The organism is Pseudomonas sp. B16(2017), assembly GCF_002113205.1.
GTDB classification, from domain to species: Bacteria; Pseudomonadota; Gammaproteobacteria; order Pseudomonadales; family Pseudomonadaceae; genus Aquipseudomonas; species Aquipseudomonas pharyngis.
The window spans coordinates 381,278-401,845 of the sequence record NZ_NEKA01000001.1; the positions used below are offsets into that span (position 1 = coordinate 381,278).

12 protein-coding genes are annotated in these 20,568 nt (G+C 61.4%); 8 read left to right on the forward strand and 4 right to left on the reverse strand.

The features are described from left to right. Nucleotides 1–17 precede the first annotated feature (17 nt). The 3 genes from CAG25_RS01835 to purE form a co-directional block, all read right to left on the reverse strand. On the reverse strand, nucleotides 18–263 hold the full coding sequence (locus tag CAG25_RS01835) for a GlsB/YeaQ/YmgE family stress response membrane protein (protein WP_003229635.1): 246 nt from the start codon (nucleotides 261–263) through the stop codon (nucleotides 18–20). Nucleotides 264–376: 113 nt separating this feature from the next. Next, nucleotides 377–1,459 (reverse strand): 5-(carboxyamino)imidazole ribonucleotide synthase, encoded by a 1,083-nt coding sequence (locus tag CAG25_RS01840; RefSeq protein WP_011336621.1) that lies wholly within the window; start codon nucleotides 1,457–1,459, stop codon nucleotides 377–379. Nucleotides 1,460–1,469: 10 nt separating this feature from the next. Then, a complete protein-coding gene (gene purE, locus CAG25_RS01845) occupies nucleotides 1,470–1,961 on the reverse strand; it encodes a 5-(carboxyamino)imidazole ribonucleotide mutase (protein WP_007954291.1) in 492 nt (163 codons plus the stop codon). Between the two features lie 515 nt (nucleotides 1,962–2,476). Between purE and CAG25_RS01850 the strand changes: the two genes are divergently transcribed. Then, nucleotides 2,477–3,091: a hypothetical protein gene (locus tag CAG25_RS01850; protein ID WP_085612421.1), complete on the forward strand. Its 615-nt coding sequence runs from the start codon at nucleotides 2,477–2,479 to the stop codon at nucleotides 3,089–3,091. A gap of 98 nt (nucleotides 3,092–3,189) precedes the next feature. On the opposite strand, the gene CAG25_RS01855 is transcribed toward CAG25_RS01850, so the two are convergent. After that, nucleotides 3,190–4,101, reverse strand: coding sequence for a LysR substrate-binding domain-containing protein (locus tag CAG25_RS01855; protein WP_085612422.1), 912 nt, complete (start codon nucleotides 4,099–4,101; stop codon nucleotides 3,190–3,192). Nucleotides 4,102–4,281: 180 nt separating this feature from the next. Here CAG25_RS01855 and aspA point away from each other — a divergent pair, with 180 nt between their 5' ends. The 7 genes from aspA (at nucleotide 4,282) to CAG25_RS01890 (ending at nucleotide 20,559) form a co-directional block, all read left to right on the forward strand. Then, nucleotides 4,282–5,706 carry an aspartate ammonia-lyase gene (gene aspA / locus CAG25_RS01860; protein WP_039765095.1) on the forward strand — a complete coding sequence of 475 codons (1,425 nt, stop codon included), beginning with the start codon at nucleotides 4,282–4,284 and terminating at the stop codon, nucleotides 5,704–5,706. Between the two features lie 532 nt (nucleotides 5,707–6,238). Continuing rightward, nucleotides 6,239–7,684, forward strand: coding sequence for a sodium:alanine symporter family protein (locus CAG25_RS01865; protein WP_085612423.1), 1,446 nt, complete (start codon nucleotides 6,239–6,241; stop codon nucleotides 7,682–7,684). A gap of 170 nt (nucleotides 7,685–7,854) precedes the next feature. Then, nucleotides 7,855–8,859, forward strand: a complete 1,005-nt coding sequence (locus tag CAG25_RS01870; protein WP_085612424.1) for an asparaginase — start codon at nucleotides 7,855–7,857, stop codon at nucleotides 8,857–8,859. An 87-nt stretch (nucleotides 8,860–8,946) separates the two neighbouring features. Further along, entirely contained in the window at nucleotides 8,947–9,945 is a 999-nt protein-coding gene (locus CAG25_RS01875; protein WP_085612425.1) for an AraC family transcriptional regulator, read from the forward strand. 132 nt (nucleotides 9,946–10,077) lie between these two features. Then, a complete protein-coding gene (locus CAG25_RS01880; RefSeq protein ID WP_085612426.1) occupies nucleotides 10,078–11,103 on the forward strand; it encodes a histone deacetylase family protein in 1,026 nt (341 codons plus the stop codon). Nucleotides 11,104–11,258: 155 nt separating this feature from the next. Then, nucleotides 11,259–15,824: a dermonecrotic toxin domain-containing protein gene (locus tag CAG25_RS01885; RefSeq protein WP_085612427.1), complete on the forward strand. Its 4,566-nt coding sequence runs from the start codon at nucleotides 11,259–11,261 to the stop codon at nucleotides 15,822–15,824. A gap of 142 nt (nucleotides 15,825–15,966) precedes the next feature. Then, nucleotides 15,967–20,559, forward strand: coding sequence for a dermonecrotic toxin domain-containing protein (locus CAG25_RS01890; RefSeq protein WP_085612428.1), 4,593 nt, complete (start codon nucleotides 15,967–15,969; stop codon nucleotides 20,557–20,559). Nucleotides 20,560–20,568 lie beyond the last annotated feature (9 nt).

Sequence of the window (20,568 nt, forward strand, 5' to 3'; positions counted from 1 at the left end):
GACTTTGTCGCTTTGAATCAGTTCTTTTTGATCAGGCCGTAGATCACCAGCAATACGATGGCGCCAACCAGCGCACCGATGAAACCTGCGCCCTGACCGGCCTGATAAATGCCCAGAGCCTGGCCGCCATAAGTGGCTGCCAGCGAACCGCCGATACCGAGCAGGATGGTCATGATCCAGCCCATGCTGTCATCGCCCGGCTTCAGGAACCGCGCCAGCAGGCCGACGATGAGGCCGATAAAGATGGTTCCGATAATTCCCATGGCATTTCCCTCTGAATGGTAGATATGCGATGAAGCCTAGCCAGACTTTCGCATCCTGCCATCAGAGAACGGCGGCCCCGCAATGGTTCCGCCGTTGCCAGATGAAACTGTCGTTACTCGGCGATCAGCGCTTCGACCTTGAGGATCTGCTGCTCGAGGGTCGCCTTGTCCTTGCAGCGCAGGTTGGCGTGACCGACCTTGCGCCCGGCCTTGAAGGCCTTGCCGTAATGATGCAGGTGGCAATCGTCGATGGCGATGACCTTCTCGACCGGCGGCACCACACCGATGAAGTTGAGCATCGCGCTCTCGCCGACCTTGGCGGTCGAACCCAGCGGCAGACCGGCAACGGCCCGCAGGTGGTTTTCGAACTGGCTGCACTCGGCGCCTTCGGTGGTCCAGTGCCCGGAGTTGTGCACGCGCGGGGCGATTTCGTTGGCCTTGAGGCCACCGTCGACTTCAAAGAACTCGAACGCCATCACACCGACATAATCCAGCTGCTTGAGCACGCGGCTGGAATAGTCTTCGGCCAGCGCCTGCAGCGGGTGATCGGAGCTGGCGACCGACAGCTTGAGGATGCCGCTGTCGTGGGTGTTGTGCACCAGCGGATAGAACTTCGTCTCGCCATCACGAGCGCGAACAGCGATCAGCGACACTTCACCAGTGAATGGCACGAAGCCTTCCAGCAGGCAAGGCACGCTGCCCAGTTCGGCGAACGTACCGACCACGTCTTCTGGCTTGCGCAGGACTTTCTGGCCCTTGCCGTCGTAACCCAGGGTGCGGGTTTTCAGCACGGCCGGCAGGCCGATCGACGCAACGGCGGCGTCCAGGTCGGCTTGCGACTGGATGTCGGCGAACGCCGGGGTCGGAATCCCCAGGTCCTTGAACATGCTCTTTTCGAACCAGCGGTCGCGGGCGATGCGCAGGGCTTCGGCGCTCGGATAGACCGGCACGAATTGCGAAAGGAACGCCACGGTTTCCGCCGGAACGCTTTCGAACTCGAAGGTCACCAGATCGACTTCATCGGCCAATTGACGCAGATGATCCTGATCGCCGTAATCGGCCCGCAGGTGTTCGCCCAGCGCAGCGGCGCAAGCGTCCGGCGCAGGGTCGAGGAAAGCGAAGTTCATGCCCAGCGGAGTGCCCGCCAGGGCCAACATGCGACCCAACTGGCCGCCACCGATTACACCGATCTTCATCTCAACAACCTCAGGCAATACGTGGGTCTGGATTGTCCAGGACGCTGTCTGTCTGCTCGGCACGGAAGGTTTTCAGTACCGCGTGGAATTGTGGATGCTTGGCGCCCAGGATGCTCGCCGACAACAGCGCGGCGTTGATCGCGCCGGCCTTGCCGATGGCCAGGGTGGCGACCGGAATACCGGCCGGCATCTGCACGATCGACAGCAGCGAGTCGACGCCCGAAAGCATCGCCGACTGCACCGGCACGCCCAGCACCGGCAGGTGGGTCTTGGCCGCACACATGCCTGGCAGGTGGGCTGCGCCACCGGCACCGGCGATGATCACCTCGATGCCGCGGCCTTCAGCCTCTTCGGCGTACTGGAACAGCAGATCCGGGGTGCGGTGGGCAGAAACCACCTTGACCTCGTACGGGATGCCGAGCTTTTCCAGCATATCGGCGGTGTGGCTAAGGGTGGACCAATCGGACTTGGAGCCCATGATCACGCCAACCAGTGCACTCATCGTCGCGCCTCTTCTCTCTGGGCGCCCGCAGGCGCGTCAAAAACAACAAGCCACGCAGGATGCGTGGCTTGTTGTAGGAAAAATGGCCGGACGAACCGGCCGAAGGCCGCGCAGTATACCGCAAAGAAAGCAATAAACAGCCCCCGTTGCGACCATCTGTCATCTGAGCGTAACCACACATTTTGCTGACTCAAGGTTCAGGAATATTGCTTCGTTTTTCACGCGGGATACATGATCAACAGGTCGAATGGAGAGCGTACTCAAACTTCCGAATAACTTCATGTAATAAAAATCAAAACATTCCAAAGAGCCATAACAAGAATTAAATGATATACAACCAAACACGAACTTAAAAACAAAGAAGCCACCAAACAGCCAACAACAAACAACTTATATTGCACAGAAACAAATCCATATTATAAGCACTTCCAAAGCCGCAATGGCAAGACGGCCGGCACCATCACGCTTGCCCATCACACTATCAAGTCAATTGAAATCATCCAAAGGATTCGAACATGGCCAAACAGCCTTTAACATTGAATGTCTTCATCCATGAGGACTTATCGGACGGCAGCAGACGAGACTTGTACAAGACCCATTTTTCCTGGTTTACCGACGAAATCCAGGAACTCTCCGGCCGCAAGCTATTAGTCAATATGTTCACCCCGTCAGAAGCAGAAACCTTGAGTGGATTTGATTATAAAAGACTACCTGCCGCCCGTTCTTTGGACGCTTGGGCAGAAAAGCTAAGAAACCATTTCGGCCACAAGCTTCTGCAAGACGCGCACACTAGATTCAACAAGTATTTATTACTGACCCGCGACAATATAAACCCTGGCACAATGGGAATTGCACAAAGCAAGGGTTACGCGTGTATATCCTCGATAAGAAGCGACATGGTCCCTGCTCACGAAGCAGGCCACATGTTCGGAGCGACTCATGAAGACAGCGAAATCCTGTACAACGGATGGTGGAGCGAAACAATCATGAGGGATGATGACTTCTCACCACTTCGAAGCAACGCCAACCGTTTCAGTGATAAAAATAGAGAGAACATTCGCAATTACCTGGACAAACCGATTGCACAGCGAGCTGTGCCGCGCCCCGAAGACGACGGGGACGACGATTGAGATTGATGCAAACCTGGCGCATCCCACGAGCTCTCGTATTTTAATCAAGCTCACCCGACTTGGCAGAGGCGAAAAACAAGATTCGCCTCTGCTTTCATTCAGTTGCTGCCACTCGCCGCACCGCCTTCGAGCTTGCGCCACAACAACCGCACATTGGCCTTGCGTACCAGCGCGCAGCGATACAGGCGAATCTCCAGCGGCACGTGCCATTGCGCACCGCCGCAGACAACCAGTTCGCCACGGGCCAGTTCGGCCCGCACGCTCAGTTGCGGAACCCAGGCGATACCAAGGCCTTCCAGCGCCATGCTTTTCAGGCTGTCGGCCATGGCGGTTTCATAAATCGTGGTGAAGCGCAGCTGACGCTGGCGCAGCAAGCCATTCACCGAGCGCCCGAGAAACGCCCCGGCGCTGTACGCCAGCAACGGCACACTGCCCTCGCCTTCCAGATCGAACAGCGGTTTGCCATTGGCATCCGCCGCACACACCGGCAGCATCTCGGTCTGGCCCAGGTGCAGCGACGGGAAAATTTCCGGGTCCATCTGCATGGCCGCGTCCGGGTCATAGAACGCCAGCATCAAGTCGCAGCCACCTTCACGCAGCGCGTGCACCGCGTCGCCAACGTTGGTCGCGACCAGCCGGGTGGCGATGTTCAGGCCTTCATTGCGCAGTTGCGCGATCCAGCGCGGGAAGAAACCGAGTGCCAGCGAGTGCGCCGCTGCGACCTGGATCACTTCGCCCTGCCCGCCTTCCAAGTGATGAAGGTGGCGCAACACTTCACCGAGCTGTTCGACCACGGTGCGCGCGGTGACCAGGAACAATTGCCCCGCCGCCGTCAGCTCGATCGGCGTGCGCGAGCGGTTGACCAGCGTCAGCCCGAGCGCCGCTTCCAGGCTGCGGATCCGCCGGCTGAAGGCCGGCTGGGTCACGAAGCGCCGTTCGGCCGCCTGCGAGAAGCTGCGGGTGGCGGCCAGAGCACTGAAGTCCTCGAGCCATTTGCTTTCCAGATTCATCACGTCCTCCCGGACACGCACCAAAACAGGTCACACGTCTGCCGCGCACGCGGCGTCACACGGGCATTATGCCGAATGTGCATAGGGCAGTGTTTAACAGCATTGGCCCAAAAATTCCCACAAGCCTAGCATTCGCAGCGTTCCGGCACAGACCGGGTCCCTATCGAGATGATTTCTATCATGTCCTCCGCTGCATCATTCCGCACAGAAAACGACCTGCTTGGCACCCTCGAAGTCCCTGCTCAAGCGTATTACGGCATCCAGACCCTGCGAGCGGTGAACAACTTCCGTCTCTCGGGCGTTCCGATTTCGCACTACCCGAAGCTGGTTGTCGGTCTGGCAATGGTCAAACAGGCCGCTGCTGACGCCAACCGCGAGCTGGGTCACCTGAGCGAAGCCAAGCACGCTGCCATCAGCGAAGCCTGTGCCCGTCTGATCCGCGGCGATTTCCACGAAGAGTTCGTGGTCGACATGATTCAAGGTGGCGCCGGTACCTCCACCAACATGAACGCCAACGAAGTGATCGCCAACATCGCGCTGGAAGCGATGGGTCACCAGAAAGGCGAATATCAGTACCTGCACCCGAACGACGACGTGAACATGGCGCAGTCGACCAACGACGCCTACCCGACCGCGATCCGCCTGGGTCTGCTGCTGGGTCACGACGCGCTGCTGGCCAGCCTCGACAGCCTGATTCAGGCATTCGCGGCCAAGGGTGAAGAATTCAACCACGTCCTGAAGATGGGTCGTACCCAGCTGCAAGACGCCGTGCCGATGACCCTGGGTCAGGAATTCCGTGCTTTCGCCACCACCATGGGCGAAGACCTGGCCCGTCTGAAGACGCTGGCCCCGGAACTGCTGACCGAAGTGAACCTGGGCGGCACCGCGATCGGCACCGGCATCAACGCCGACCCGCGCTACCAGGCCCTGGCCGTACAGCGTCTGGCCCTGATCAGCGGTCAACCGCTGGTTCCAGCCGCCGACCTGATCGAAGCCACCTCCGACATGGGCGCCTTCGTACTGTTCTCCGGCATGCTCAAGCGCACCGCAGTCAAACTGTCGAAGATCTGCAACGACCTGCGCCTGCTGTCCAGCGGCCCGCGCACCGGCATCAACGAAATCAACCTGCCGGCGCGTCAGCCAGGCAGCTCGATCATGCCAGGCAAGGTCAACCCGGTGATCCCGGAAGCCGTGAACCAGGTGGCGTTCCAGGTCATCGGTAACGATCTGGCGCTGACCATGGCAGCCGAAGGCGGCCAACTGCAACTGAACGTGATGGAGCCGCTGATCGCCTTCAAGATCCTCGACTCGATCCGCCTGCTGCAACGCGCCATGGACATGCTGCGCGAGCACTGCATCGTCGGCATCACCGCCAACGAAGCGCGCTGCCGCGAACTGGTCGAACACTCGATCGGTCTGGTCACTGCACTGAACCCGTACATCGGCTACAAAAACGCCACCCGCATCGCCCGTATCGCCCTTGAAAGCGGCCGCGGCGTGCTGGAACTGGTGCGCGAAGAAGGTCTGCTCGACGAAGCCATGCTCGCCGACATCCTGCGCCCGGAAAACATGATTGCTCCGCGTCTGGTTCCGCTCAAAGCCTGAGCCGCCGCGTGACTTGTAGCACCGCTCACCAGGTCGAGGGACTAGACACCTCTCACCTTTTGAGGGCTTGGGGATGATTCCCCGAGCCCTTTTTTTTAACTGTTTGCCAGAGAAAAACGTATGTCTGGGAACGGCTTTATGTGGGAGCGGGCTTGCTCGCGAAGGCGTCATATCAGTCGGCATCAATGAACCTGACACAGCGCTTTCGCGAGCAAGCCCGCTCCCACAAAAGAGCAGTCCCCATACAAGCCCGACGCCGGTAACGTCGGGTGTTTCAAAGCTTCGTTTCGTCGCTTGCACCACAACCGTGCAGACGGGCGCCGCACTGATCGGTATAGTGCCGCCCCTCTTCGCGTGAGCGGTCGTCGGTAACGAGGCCATAACCCATGCGAAACCCGAACTAATAACAAACCCGCGATATGGATCCGGGACGAACCCTCGCCTCGCCCGTTGTGCCGCACGCACACCAGTGTAACGCGATGTTTCCGACCATCCAGCATTTGCTTAAACAATAAACAGCGAGGAAAAATCCATGCTCGAAGTCATCAACGACTTCCTCTCAGGGAAAGTACTGATCGTGCTCATTGTCGGGCTCGGTAGCTACTTCACGATTCGCTCGCGTTTCGTTCAATTGCGCCACTTCTTCCACATGTTCGCGGTGTTCCGCGACAGCCTCAAGGGCAGCGCCGGGCAACTCAGCTCGTTCCAGGCCCTGATGCTCAGCCTCGCCGGCCGCGTCGGTGCAGGCAACATCGCCGGTGTCGGCATTGCCGTGACCCTCGGTGGTCCGGGTGCGGTGTTCTGGATGTGGGTAACCGCACTGGTCGGCATGTCCAGCAGCTTCTTCGAATGCACCCTGGCCCAGGTCTACAAGCGCGCCGATGGCGACGGTTTGTACCGTGGCGGCCCGGCCTACTACATCCAGCACGGCCTGAAACTCAAAGGCATGGCGGTGGTGTTCTCGATCCTGCTGCTGGTCACCTACGGCTTCGCCTTCATCGGCCTGCAGTCCTACACCGTGACCCACTCGCTGCAAAACGCCTTTGCCTTTGATCCGCAACACACCGGCATCGTCCTGGCAGTGCTGCTGGCCATCACCTTCATCGGCGGCATCAAGCGCATCGCTTCGGTGTCCGACCTGCTGGTGCCGATCAAGACCCTGGCCTACATCGGTGTGACCCTGTACGTGATCGGCACTCAGATCGAACACGTGCCAGCCATGCTGGTCACCATCTTCAAAAGCGCCTTCGGTCTTGACCCGGCTTTCGGCGGCCTGCTCGGCAGCGCGATCGTGATGGGCGTGAAGCGTGGCGTGTTCGCCAACGAAGCGGGCCTGGGCAGTGCGCCGAACGTCGCCGCCGTGGCCGCCGTGAAACACCCGGGTGCTCAGGGCGTGGTTCAGGCGTTCAGCGTGTTCCTCGACACCTTCGTGATCTGCACCTGCACCGCGCTGCTGATTCTGTTGTCGGGCTTCTACACCCCGGGCTTCGAAGGTGACGGCATCGTCCTGACCCAGAACTCGCTGGCCGCCGTGGTGGGTGACTGGGGCCGCATGTTCGTCAGCGTCGCGCTGTCGCTGTTCGTCTTCACGTGCATCCTCTACAACTACTACCTGGGCGAAAACAGCCTGCAGTTCCTCACCCGCAACCGCGCTGCGCTGATGACGTTCCGCGGTCTGGTGCTGGCGCTGGTGGTCTGGGGTTCGATGCAGGATCTGTCGACCGTGTTCGCCTTCGCCGACATCACCATGACCTGCCTGGCCTTCGTCAACCTGATGGCCCTGGCCCTGCTGTTCAAGGTCGGCATGCGGGTGATGCGCGACTACGACGCGCAGCGCCGCGCCGGCGTCGACCAGCCTGTGTTCGACTCCAGCAAGTTCAGCGACCTGGATCTGGACCTGAAAGCCTGGCCTGCCAACCCGTCGGCCGACACCCAGGCCGACGCTCAGCCGCAAGGCATCCCGGCAGCGCAACGCTGACGGGAGAATGACGGGCGCATCCCCTGCGCCCGTCAGTTAAAGTGCAATGCATTACCTGTGGGAGCGGGCTTGCTCGCGAAGACGGTGAATCAGTCGAAACATCTTTAGCTGACACACCGCATTCGCGAGCAAGCCCGCTCCCACCTGTCATCTCTTGTGGAGACCTTCAGATGATTGCCAATTCCTACCCTGCCGCCCAGCACGTCATGGTGCTGTACACCGGTGGCACCATCGGCATGCAGGCCAGCGCCAATGGCCTGGCCCCGGCGTCCGGTTTCGAAGCGCGGATGCGCGATTACCTGCACAGCCAGCCGGAGCTGGTGGTGCCGCAGTGGCGCTTTCGTGAAATGTCGCCGCTAATCGACAGCGCCAACATGACCCCGGCGTACTGGCAGCAACTGCGTGAAGCGGTGGTCGACGCCGTCGATGTGCAAGGTTGCGACAGCGTGCTGATCCTGCACGGCACCGACACCCTGGCCTACAGCGCCGCCGCCATGAGCTTCCAGCTGCTCGGCTTGCATGCCCGCGTGTGCTTCACCGGCTCGATGCTGCCGGCCGGCGTCACCGACAGCGACGCCTGGGAAAACCTCAGCGGCGCACTGGTCGCCCTCGGCCAAGGCCTGGCGCCGGGCGTGCATCTGTATTTCCACGGCGAACTGCTGGCCCCGACCCGTTGCGCGAAAGTGCGCAGCTTCGGCCGTCATCCGTTCAAACGTCTGGAGCGTCAGGGCGGCGGCGTGAAAGCCACGTCCCTGCCGGCAGCGCTGAACTACAACCAACCGAAGCAACTGGCCAAGGTTGCGGTGTTGCCGCTGTTCCCGGGCATTGGCGCCGAGATCATCGACGGCCTGCTCGACAGCGGCATTCAGGGTCTGGTGTTGGAGTGCTACGGCAGCGGCACCGGGCCGAGCGACAATCCAGAGTTCCTCGCCAGCCTTGGCCGGGCGCGGGACAACGGCGTGGTGGTGGTTGCAGTCACGCAGTGCCATGAAGGCGGTGTGGAACTGGATGTGTATGAAGCCGGCAGCCGCTTGCGTGGTGTTGGCGTGTTGTCCGGTGGCGGCATGACCCGCGAAGCAGCGTTCGGCAAGTTGAACGGCTTGCTCGGTGCAGGTCTTGAGACAGCTGAAGTTCGGCGACTGGTCGAACTCGACCTGTGCGGCGAGCTCATCTGATGGCAACAGGCTGTGGGAGCCCCTCTGCTCCCACAGCCCGGCATGCAACTTGCTGCCGTTTCCGGCATCCCAAGGCTGGAAGATCCCATGCTCCACTCCCACCTCACCACTCTCAACGCCGTCTCCCTCGTGCTCAACACCTTCAGGGATCAAGGCCTGTCCAGCGAAGCACTGCTCGCCGGCAGCGGTATCAGTGCGGCGGATCTGAGCCGGGCCGACACCCGCATCACCACCAATCAGGAGATGCAGGTCTGCGCCAATGCGGTCGCGCTCAAGCACGACATCGGACTGGAACTGGGCCGGCGCATGCATGTTTCCTGCTACGGCATCCTCGGTTACGCGCTGCTGACCTGTGCCACCTTCGGTGACGCTTTGCGGCTGGCGATCCGTTATCCGGCGCTGCTGGGAACACTTTTCGAGCTGAGCCTGGAGGACGACGGCGAGCGCGTCTGGTTCGTTGCCGCCGATTACCGCGAAAGCCCGGCAATGGCGGTGTTCAATGCCGAGTTCTGCCTGGTGTCGTTGAAAGTCATCTGCGACGACCTGCTCGGCCATCCGCTGCCATTGCTGGCCGCTCGCTTCGAACACGCTGCGCCGGACTATCGCGACAGCTACGCCGAGCACTTCAAGGCGCCCGTGCATTTCGGCGCCAAAGACAACGCCTTCGCCTTCGACCGACGCTGGCTAGACCAGCCGCTGCCACTCGCCGACATCATCACCCATCAAGCCATGGCCGAGCGGTGCCGCAAGCAGAACATCGAGTTCACTGGCCGTCAGGCGTGGCTCGGGCGGATCCGTCAGTTGCTCAGCGCACAACTCAACGCCGCGCCGGGGCTGGAAGGTCTGGCGCAGCAGATGAACTGCTCGCCGCGTACATTGCGTCGGCATCTGAAGGACATGGGTTGCAGCTACCAGGAGCTGCTCGACGAACTGCGTTTCGAGCGGGCCAAGCAGATGCTTTGCGAGGATCAGTTACCGATCTACCGCATCGCCGAAACCCTGGGTTTCAGCGAGACGGCGAGCTTCCGTCACGCCTTCGTGCGCTGGAGTGGCGTGGCGCCGAGTCAGTTCCGACCACACGGTTAAACCTTCGAGGGGCGATATCAGGTCAGTATTTTTGGCCACATCAATCCCCTTTTGGCCTCTCTGGCCGTTCTCCGATTCGCCCCACGCCGCAACACTGGAGCCAACCGAATCAGCCCCTGCGGAGAACAACAAATGCTGACGATCTACTCTGACGATCACCACCTGCACCATGGCCGCTGCGAGTTGATCGACGGGCAACTCAAGCCTTGCTTCGAGATGCCGTCGCGTGCCGACCACGTGCTGCAACGGGTAAAAAATCAAAACCTCGGCCCGGTCGAGGCGCCGAAGGATTTCGGCCTCGGGCCGATCGAGCGCATTCACAGCCGCGACTACCTCGACTTTTTCAAAGGCGCGTGGGCGCGCTGGACCGAATTCAACACCGACGGCGATTTGCTGCCTTACACCTGGCCGGCGCGCACCCTGCGTCAGATCAAGCCGACCAGCCTGCACGGCCAGCTCGGCTATTACAGCTTCGACGGCGGCGCGCCGATCACCGCCGGCACCTGGCAAGCAGCGTACAGCGCGGCGCAAGTGGCGCTGACCGCACAAGCGGAAATCCAGCGTGGCGCCCGGGGTGCCTTCGCCCTGTGCCGTCCGCCGGGACACCACGCTGCCGGCGACTTGATGGGCGGTTATTGCTACCTCAACAACGCCGCCATCGCCGCGCAGGCATTCCTCGATCAGGGCCACAAGAAAGTCGCGATCCTCGACGTCGACTACCACCACGGCAATGGCACCCAATCGATTTTCTACGAGCGCAGCGACGTGCTGTTCACCTCGATCCACGGCCACCCGGAAGCGGAATTCCCGTTCTTCCTCGGCTACGAAGACGAACGCGGTGAAGGGGCCGGCGAAGGCTTCAACTTCAACTACCCGCTGCCGGCCGGTTCCGGCTGGGATGTCTGGAGCGCAGCGCTGGATCAGGCCTGCCAGGAGATCGATAACTACGGCGCCGACATCATCGTCGTGTCGCTGGGCGTCGACACCTTCAAGGACGATCCGATCTCGCAGTTCAAGCTCGACAGCCCGGATTACCTGGCGATGGGCAAGCGCATCGCGGCCCTCGGCAAACCGACCCTGTTCGTCATGGAAGGTGGCTACGCGGTAGAAGAAATCGGTATCAACGCGGTGAATGTGCTCGAAGGTTTCGAGCAATGAGCCGCTTCAAGTCCGCCACCTGATACCCCGACCCGCACACGCGGGTCTTTTTTTGCCTGCGATATTTATGTACCGCAACCGCTCCCGTCTCGCCCGCTACCTTGCTCGACCCGGCGCCGCTTCCGGCCGCCTGAGGTTCAATCAAGGAGATGGCCATGCCTGAAATCCCGACGCCCAGCGCTGTCGACGTACTGACCCAACTGGTGACCGGTCCGTCACTGTGGGAGGTCGCCACGAATACCTTGCGCCCGGCACTCAAGACCCTGTATCCGGAACTGGAGCTCGACCCGCGCCAGACCCTCGTGGTGACTCCGGTCTGGCAAATCGACGGAGATCGCGTGATTCCTGGCCGAAGCCGCTCCGAATCCCTGACCAATGTGCTGGTGCGTCTCGCACTTGGCGCGACCACCGTCACCTGGATCGATGGGGAGCATTACCTTGTCCGGCGCTCGACGAATGAGCAACCGGTCACGCTGGCGGTCAAGATCGATGCGCTCGCCCGCTTGATCAATGAACTCGCGCCACTGCTGTTCGTGGCTTATCAGGAACAACAGATCGATTACTGGAACGAACCCACAGGCCTGTCGCATCCGCGCTGGTATTCGTTGTCGGACGCCTTGCGTGCACTGTGGGACGTCAAGGATACAACCGACTGGGACGAACATCGGCTGGCCATGGCCCGGGCCGTTTTCGCCGATCCTGACAAAACGCAGCGCCTGCCCCGGGACAAGTACAAGACCCGCGCGTACCTGATCGATGTCGACGCGGGTGACGAGGTGCAACGCCGCCATCTCCACGTCCTCGACACCGCCGTGCTGGTCGGCTCGGTAGCCGGGCGCACCCTGATCCTGAGCCACTCACTGCCGCTGGGTTTCCAGCGCTTCGACTCTTTCGAGGAACTGGGCGAGGCTATCAGGAACGCGTATCCGGCGAAGGCTGTTCCGGTCTCGCTGAACTGGCGGCTGATCGAGCCGGAGGGCAATTTTTTTGATCGCCAGGCCTGCATACTCATCGCTCTGGAAGCAGACGCCATCGGCACGCTCGGGTCGCAGCCCTCCATCGGGCCGGACGTTTTCCCGCATCCGGGCATGCGCGGCAGACACACCGCAGAGCTGCCACCGCAACTCCAACCCCAGGCCGAGCACTTGCGACCACTGCTGCCGTCCTGGCTGGACCAGGCCAGGGCCGATGACCAGACCTGCTACAGTCGCCACCTTCTGGATCTGGTGCTGATACAGCGCCAGAACGCCGGCAAGACGTTCCAGAACGAAGTCCCCGACCTGCGCACTTTCACCCTCGAAGCCCTGAGCGCACAGATCCGCAGAGAACAACCCCAGACAAACGATGTAAGGGTCGACAACCTCGAAATCAGCATTACCAGCCTGGTGGTCTGGGGCACGTTCATGTGGCCGGGCAATACCGAGACCCTCACGCTGTCCCTCACCGATCTCGCCTTGCAGAATCTGGCCGGGCTGCCGCCGGGCAACAAAGTCGTGCGCTGCAAGGACGGCACTCCGGTGCCTGACTGGATGAGTGCCGATTATCTGGAAAGGCTCGTGACCACCGTCGACATCGGGGCCCGTTACCCGGCCATGCTGAAACGCTGCCTGGTCGAGGACAGCACGCGGGCCTCCACCCTGCAGCAGCTTTACACTCGACAGTTATCCGCCGAGCTGCCACTGCTGGCGTTGCAACACAAGATCCGTGGCGAAATGGATATCGACGAAAGAGGCTATCGGTACATTGTCGCTGCACTGGCCGACACCGCCAGCGAACGGCAAGTGGATGGGCAGCAGATCGTTGTCCGCCCGCTGGCTTTCATTGTCGGCCAGCGTCCGCGTGACATCGTTGCCAATATGTTCATCATCGGTCCGCGTCAGACCGATCAGGGCCCCTGCCTGCTTTACCGGCCTCTGCTCGATCCGCCACTGATCCAATACGCCAGCCCCGCCAACCTGCTATACGCAATCAAGCATTCACGCTCGATTCGCCAGGCGGTACTGGCCTGGTTGCCTGACGACGTGCGCTTCAATTACGAGCAGTACGTATTTCCCGCCAGGCTGCCTTCGATCTGGACGATTCCCCAATCGCTGGTCGATCCGAGCGCCGCCCTCGATATGAGCGGTCCTGTTTCGTTGGCCAGCGACGTGATCGAAGACCCGATTTTGCCAGCCCTGTTCAACGCCAATGTGCAAGCCATGCTCACCCAGTCGGACCGGCAGTCGGTATCCAACGCTGAAGCACGCTGGGCTTCGCTGAAGAATGGTGGCTGGCGGATTTTCAATGCGGCGCTGCCGTTCCTGGGGCGCAGCGTGGGGACGGCGGCGTGGATCTGGCAGATCATCGATGACTTGCAGGCAATGAATGACGCCGCCAATGAGGCTCCGGCCCGACTCGACTGGAGCGCGCTGGCCGACATCCTCCTGGCACTGGGCATGGTACTGGCCCACAGGGCCGCTGTTGGCAGAAGGCCGGTCCATGAATCACCGGCGTCGCCGCAAACCGTCGTTGAAACACCTGCCCGAACGCTATCCCCGGCCATCAAGGTGCTGCGCCTGCCGGACATCGGCGACCGCGAACTGTCCGCCAGCCATGACATCTCGGTCAACGCTATCGGCGCTCTGGACCGCTCGCAACCGGGGCTTGGCTCGCTGCTCGACAGCCTCCAGGTCCCCAGGCCCGAAGGCCTGGGTGATGCCCAGGGCGAGGGCCTGTACCGACACCTTCATGCCCATGGGCACGGCTGGTATGCAGCAGTCGGTCAGCGCTGGTTCGAGGTGATCGTGAATGACGACGAACGTGTCCAGATCAGCGATTCGCGCCAGCAGCCTGCGCGTACCGGGCCGCTGCTGACTCACAATGCCGACGGTCAGTGGTTCGTCGATCTTCGCCTGCGCCTCAACGGTGGCGGCCTGCGCAGCCGGCTCAGGAAACTGCAGGACGATAACCGGGCGCGGTTGATTCAGATGAAGGCAGCGCTCACCGACTTCGACGCCACCTTGCAGGCCAAACAGACCCAGCTCAAAGAGGTGCGCGAGGCCATGCTGCAGGCCACCCCCGATAACCGTCCGAGCGCCCGGGAGCAGTTTCTCGACACCCTGGAGGTGCAGATCAGGGCGTACGGTGAGCATATCCAGCAGCTCAAGGCCATGAACGTCGTCGAACCTATCCCCAATTACCGTACCGCCATGATCGAGCGGTTATCACTGCAGCTGTTTCTGGTGCAATCCTGGCTCGACGAACAATCGTCCGAATTCCGCAGCAGCCTGAGCACTACCCTGGCGTTGCTTGACGAGCCCTCGGCACCCTTGTCGGCAGAGCGCAACGCGCCTTTTACCAAAGCCAGTGACATGACCCAGGGCATGATCGACAAGATCGAATACGCCCGTAGCCGACTCGATGAACTGAGCCTGCTGGGCAGGGACGCCCTTGAAGTCACGCGAGACTACAAGGCGAAACTCCCCCGCTACACGATCGATGACCTCAAGCTGCTGCAAATCACGCTGGAGCAGGAGCTGTGCATCAGGCCGGACCTGACACAAGAGCCGGTCGATGCGCGGCTGGCGCTGGAAAACCTGATCGATGATGCGGCGCTGAACATCCAGAGTTCTCTGGAAGTGAGCAACGAGGAGAGTCTGCAAAATCTGAGTCAGCGGATCGAGACGATGAGCAATCTGGCCGAACAGTTCGTCGCTGTCGATCAGCGCTTTGCAGACCTGCTCGTCGAGTATCCGGAGCAACTGCTTGCCGATCGCATCGAACAGGTACGCCGGCGCGTTGCCGGATTTGCCGACAGGACGGTCGAGCGGCTGGTGAACCTGCTGCGCGACAAACGACAGTTCGATCCCGTACCGGGCCCTTCGAAACCATCGACGGCGTCGGCCAAAAAGGTCATCAAGACCCGTTACAAGGGCACGGTCGTCGGTGAACCACGCAAGGACGCCAGTGGCCGGGAAACCGATCTGGTCGACGTGCGCGCGCCCCTGACGGGCAAGATCATCGCCACCTTTCACGAAAAGAGTCCGGGTGTCTGGCTCGAAAGGGTCACACCCAAACCCGTGTCAAAAGGACCGGCACCCAGCCTGCACCGCTGTATCGAGGAAGGCCAGGCGCTGATCGATGGCCTGCTTGCCTTTCACCGGCGCACGGAGGCCCACATCAACCGGGCCGCGCGCATTCCGAGCGAAATTCAGGATCTCTACTACCTGCATGCCGACCGGTTGCGCGAAGCGCGGGATGCAATCGACCGGGCCCTGACCGCGCGCAATCTCACCGATGATCGCAATGCCACGGCCAGCACCCTGAACAGAGAACTCGCCGATGCCGCCACCGCGCTTTATCAACGCGGCCAAAGCGCACGCATCCGGATCATCAAGCAGCAACCACCCACCGCGGCCCGTGTCGAATGGCTCAAGAGCAAGGGCCAGGTAGACATCTCGAAAGCCACTGCCCGGCAGCGGCTCAAGGGCTCCGGGAAGGGTTACCTGGACGAGTACGAGGTGCTCGATCACGAAACCCACGCGGTTCTGTGGTACGCGCACTTCCACTACAGCGGAATCAATGATCCGGTGACCGCCTTCAACGCCGCGCACCTGAAAACCGTAGAGCAACGCCGACTGGGTGGACGCTTCGATCCACGCACCACCGGCAACCAGGAACTCATCGCCATTTACCGCGGTGAAATCAATCGTGCGCAGGCCGCTGCGCTGTTCTTTTCCTGACGCCGGTGCGCCGGTGCCCGCGAATTTGGGGCATCGGCGCACCGGCATATATCTATGCACCGCCCTGCCCGATGCCCGCACGGATAACGTGCGTCGCATCAGGGCCGCCAGCCGCGCTGCCCTTTCACACGGGATCTGAACCATGACTGAAACCGCCGCCGGCACCACGCCTGCCTCTTCCCCGTTTTTGCTCGAACAGAGCCGGCTGATCGATCTGATCAGCCAGGGCCCGACGCTGAATCAGGTGGCCTCGACGCTACTGCAACAGGCGCTGGGAAAGCACTATGCACACCTGCAGATCGACCCCGATCACACCATGCTCGCCACTCCGGTTTGGCGCGACGATGAACAAGGGTTCGCGATCGAGTCTTTCCGGTTCGAATCCCTGACCCACGCGCTCATCCGACAGAGTGTCGAGAAAACCCGAGCGAACCTGATCGAAGGCGAACATTTCCTGACGGTCACGCCGGACGCCCAACCGGCCACTCACCTGGCCGTCGACATGGATGAGCTGACATCGCTGCTCAACGAGCACGCCGCATTCTTTTTCATCGCCTTCGCACAGCAACAACTCGACTACTGGAATGGAACCGGCGCACATCGCCCCCGCTGGCAGAAGCTGTCCGACACATTGAAAACCGCCGTGGACGTGCAATCCGCTGTTGGCTGGGATGCCGACGCCTGCGCCCTTGGGCAGTGGGTGGCCAACCATCCGGAAAAGCCCATGCGTCAATCGACGCTAAACGGATTCAGCCAGATCCGCGCCTGCCTGCTGGATATCGACCTGGTCGAGGGCTCGAACACCACCCACTTGACCATCGCAGGCGCGATCGTGCTGACCGCGACCGTCAAACAGCGCGAACGGTTTTTGATGTACACCATCGGCGCCGGCCACGAATCGTTTTCGTCCCTCGCCGAACTGGGAGAGTCACTGCCCGGACGCCTTGACCTGGACCTGAGCGGGCGCAGCCTCGAGTGGCGACTGGTGGAGCCGCAGGAAAACATTTTCGACAGTTGTACGTGGGCATTGGTGAACATTCAGCTGGACGACATCAAGGCCCTTGATCCCGCCAACCGCCCCGTCGTTCCGACTGCCCTTTCCTCGCCATCGCACAACAGGCATTTAAGCGGCAGGGACCATGCCCGGCTCAGCCAGTTGAACCGGGCCATTCCCAAGTGGCTTTACACAGGATCGATCCGTGATTTTCAGGCTTACACACGCTACATCGTCGAACTCGGAAGGCTTCATAAGGAGGAACCGAGTGATAACGTCGGACAGCCTCTGCTTTCGATCAAGTCCTACGCCCAACAACAGATGCGCGAGGCGATTGTCGCCGACAAGGCTGCCGAAGACGCCGCCTCGCTGCCGCTCGACGATCTGCAGATAACCGTCACTCACAGCTTCGAGGTTGCCGGCCTGACCCTGCCCAACCCGCTGGAGCAGGAACATCAGACCCTCGGCGAGTTCGCCCTTGAAAACACCACGCCGTATCTCGCCAGCGTCGCGTTCACCAATGGCCATGGCGTGCCGGCATGGTTGACCGTCGACTACCTGACGCAGATGGCAGAGCAGGTCGATATTGGAGGCCATTATCCGGCACTGATAAAAAAGGCACTGATCGACGACCCGCAACAGGCCGCCCGCCACAGGGCCCGCTACCGGCGCCAGCTGCCGACCCTGTTGCCGCTGTTGGCCCTGGAGTGCAAGCTCCGGCATCGAGGCGATGTCGACGAGCGCGGTTACACGTATATCTGTCAACTGATGGCATCCATCAGCGCGGGGCAGTCCGACACCGAGCCCGGCGTGTACATCCGCCCTTTGGCCTTCAGGCCTCGATTCCGCTTGAGCAACGTGACCGACACGGTGGCCAACACGTTCATCATCGGGCCGCGCGAGCCGGAGCTGGGCCCCTGTCTGCTTTACCGGCCATTGTCGGACACCCCGCTGCGGCAGTTCGCTTCGCCGCAAAACCTGCTCTACGCCATTTATCAGCCTGGAGAGTTGCGAGACTCGGTGCTGGCCTGGCTGGCCAGCCCGTCGCTGAGTTTCGAATACGCCCAGTTTGTTTTTTCCAGCGGCATTCCGTCACCCTGGATCATTCCCCGGATGGCGTTCGAGCCCTTTATCCACTTCGACTTGATCGGCCCGATCGGACTGGACGATACGCCGCTGACCGGCGATATCCTCGACGCCCTTCACACTGCCAACAGCCAGGCGCTGGCCGAACTGGCCGACCGCCAGTCAGTCTCCAACAGCGAACGTCGGCGAGCCTTGCTCGCGAACAGCGGCTGGGCGGTGTTCAGTATCGCGTCCAATTTCATGGTTGGCGCAGCAGGCACCGCCGTGTGGGTCTGGCAAACCATCGAACAGATCCAGCAGGCAATCGATGCCCGGGAACAGGGAGACACACTGGTGGAGTGGCGCTCCGTCGGAGACATCCTGCTGACCCTCGGCATCATCCTGACGCAGCACATCGCCACGCTGCGCAGTCGTACGCCCCTGGCGCTGTTCGAGACCTCGGCTGAACAGACACTGGAAGAGATGCCCGCCGTTTCCGGTGCTTTCCCGCCAACGCCGCCGACCATCCGTTTCAACGCAAACGCCATGACCGACGTGATTGCCCCGAACCATCTGTCGAGCGTCGAGCCAGGCACTCTGGTACGCCCGTCGACCAGCGCCGGATTCACGGCCATGCTGGAGCGTTTCCAAATACCCGAACCGGATCTGGACGGACATTCGATTTCCCCGGTCAGCCACCTCTACACCCTCGGCGACCGGCTATGCGCACGCGTGGGAGCGCGCTGGTTTCAAGTGACGGCCCCCGACAATGAACCGGTCTGCATCGTAGACCCGGCCGACCCTTCGCATACCGGCCTGGCCATCAAATTCGATGACACGCTGGGTGAGTGGCACTGGGACCCGAAACTGCGACTGCGCGGAGGCAGCCCGACCGGGCGAATCGAGGCGCTGCGGCGCGCCAAGGCGCAAAACAAGGAAAAAGCCTGGACGGCCCTTCATCAGTTCATGGCGCAGGAAGTGACCCGCAAAAACGCCGTGAGCAGCGCCCTGCTCGAGTTGCCACGGGACGGTTCCTCGAGTGAATTCGAACCCAGGGCCCAACGCTACCTGGCGTTGGCCGAGGCGCTGGGTGACGAATACACCCAGGCGCTCGGACACCTGGAAACCTGGCGTCAGAGCGGAGGCGGTGGCGTGTTCTATCAGTCCCAACTGATGCGCCTGACCGCAGAACAACACCGATGCCTGGGCGGTGCACTGCGCCTGCAGATGCGTGTCTATGCACAAATGACCGAAAAATTCGCCAACAGTGCAAGCACAGATATCTCCCTGTCACGGGACGAACAGATCGATATCACCACCCGAGCCACGGCACTGAGCGACCAGATGATCGCCCGACGGCAGGTTCTGCGTCAGTCGCTGGACACCCTGGGACAACTGGCGGGGATTTCGAGCAAAGTGGGGCACGATCTGGAACGGCTGCTTCCGGCGTTCACCGATCTGGACCTCAAGGCCAACGAAATCAGCATGGCTTACGAATGGTGCGTGCGCGAACAGCCCGGCCCGGCCATGGAAGATGCCCGAGAAGCCGTCAACCTCATCACCGGCAACGCTTCGACTGCCAGCCATGACCTGATCGAGCTGACCAGGGCTGAACCGGTCGCCGGCGGGCAGCGCCAACGAATCGAGCAATTGGCCCGCTTGAACGACCGCTTCGCCAGCCTCGCGCAAGAGATCGAGCAATTGCCCGCCGCCCACCCGGGACTGTTCGTGCAGGCGCGACTGGATCGCATCCATGAGCTGATCGGTGAATTCCATGCGTTGGCCGGAGCGCGTCTGGTCGCAGAACTACCGGAGCGCACCGAGCAGCCGGTCGTGTCCGTTTCGCAGCCGGGACCGTCGACGTCGAGACCCAGGGTGAAGGTCAGCAAGAGCCGCCCTCGTCAGGGCGCCAGCGAATCGTCACGCGAGAGCGAAGAGTCCGGTGCCATCAGGGAAATCCCCTTTATCAAACTGTCGCGTTCGCGGCTCCCCAAAAAATCCGATGCCGTCGATGTCATCGCGCGGGCATTGGAACTGAATCTGAAAATCAACGAGTTCAACCGTACAACCCGGGAAGATGCCAAACGTCCCGGCCGCATTCCAGCGGACATTCGTGACATGTTCGAACAGCAATCGGTCAGGCTCACGCAAACGGCCAGCGACGTCGACGCTGCGCTCGCAGCCCAGCAAAGGGCTGGGCGCCCCCCTCTGCCGGTGGCCTCTCTCAGTCAGGAACTACGCAACGGAGCGCAACGCACCCGGACCGAAGGCATCAGCACCTATGCCGCGATGCTCAAGCAACGCAAACCCCGGGAGGCGTACTTTCACTGGCTGTATGACAACGGGCTGGTGGAGGTGGTCAAGGATGAACGCGGACGCATCCGCACCCGGCAACGCGGGGATTATTTTCAGGAATACCGGATCCTCGACAAAGCCCGCAATAATGAACCGCTCTGGGTGGCGCATTTCCATTACGACGCCCTGAAGGACCCCGACGCGAAATACACCACCGCCCACCTCAAACCCGCCGAGCCCTACTTGCAAACGCTCGACGCGGCGACGCGGCAATCCTTGAGCACGTTCGATGCGGTCGAGAATGCGCTGCGTAAAATTGTCGATCCGGTGGTTCGGGACCTGTTCCTGAAGCCGCAGCCCCGCGACCCGGTCGACGATTGACGTCACGTC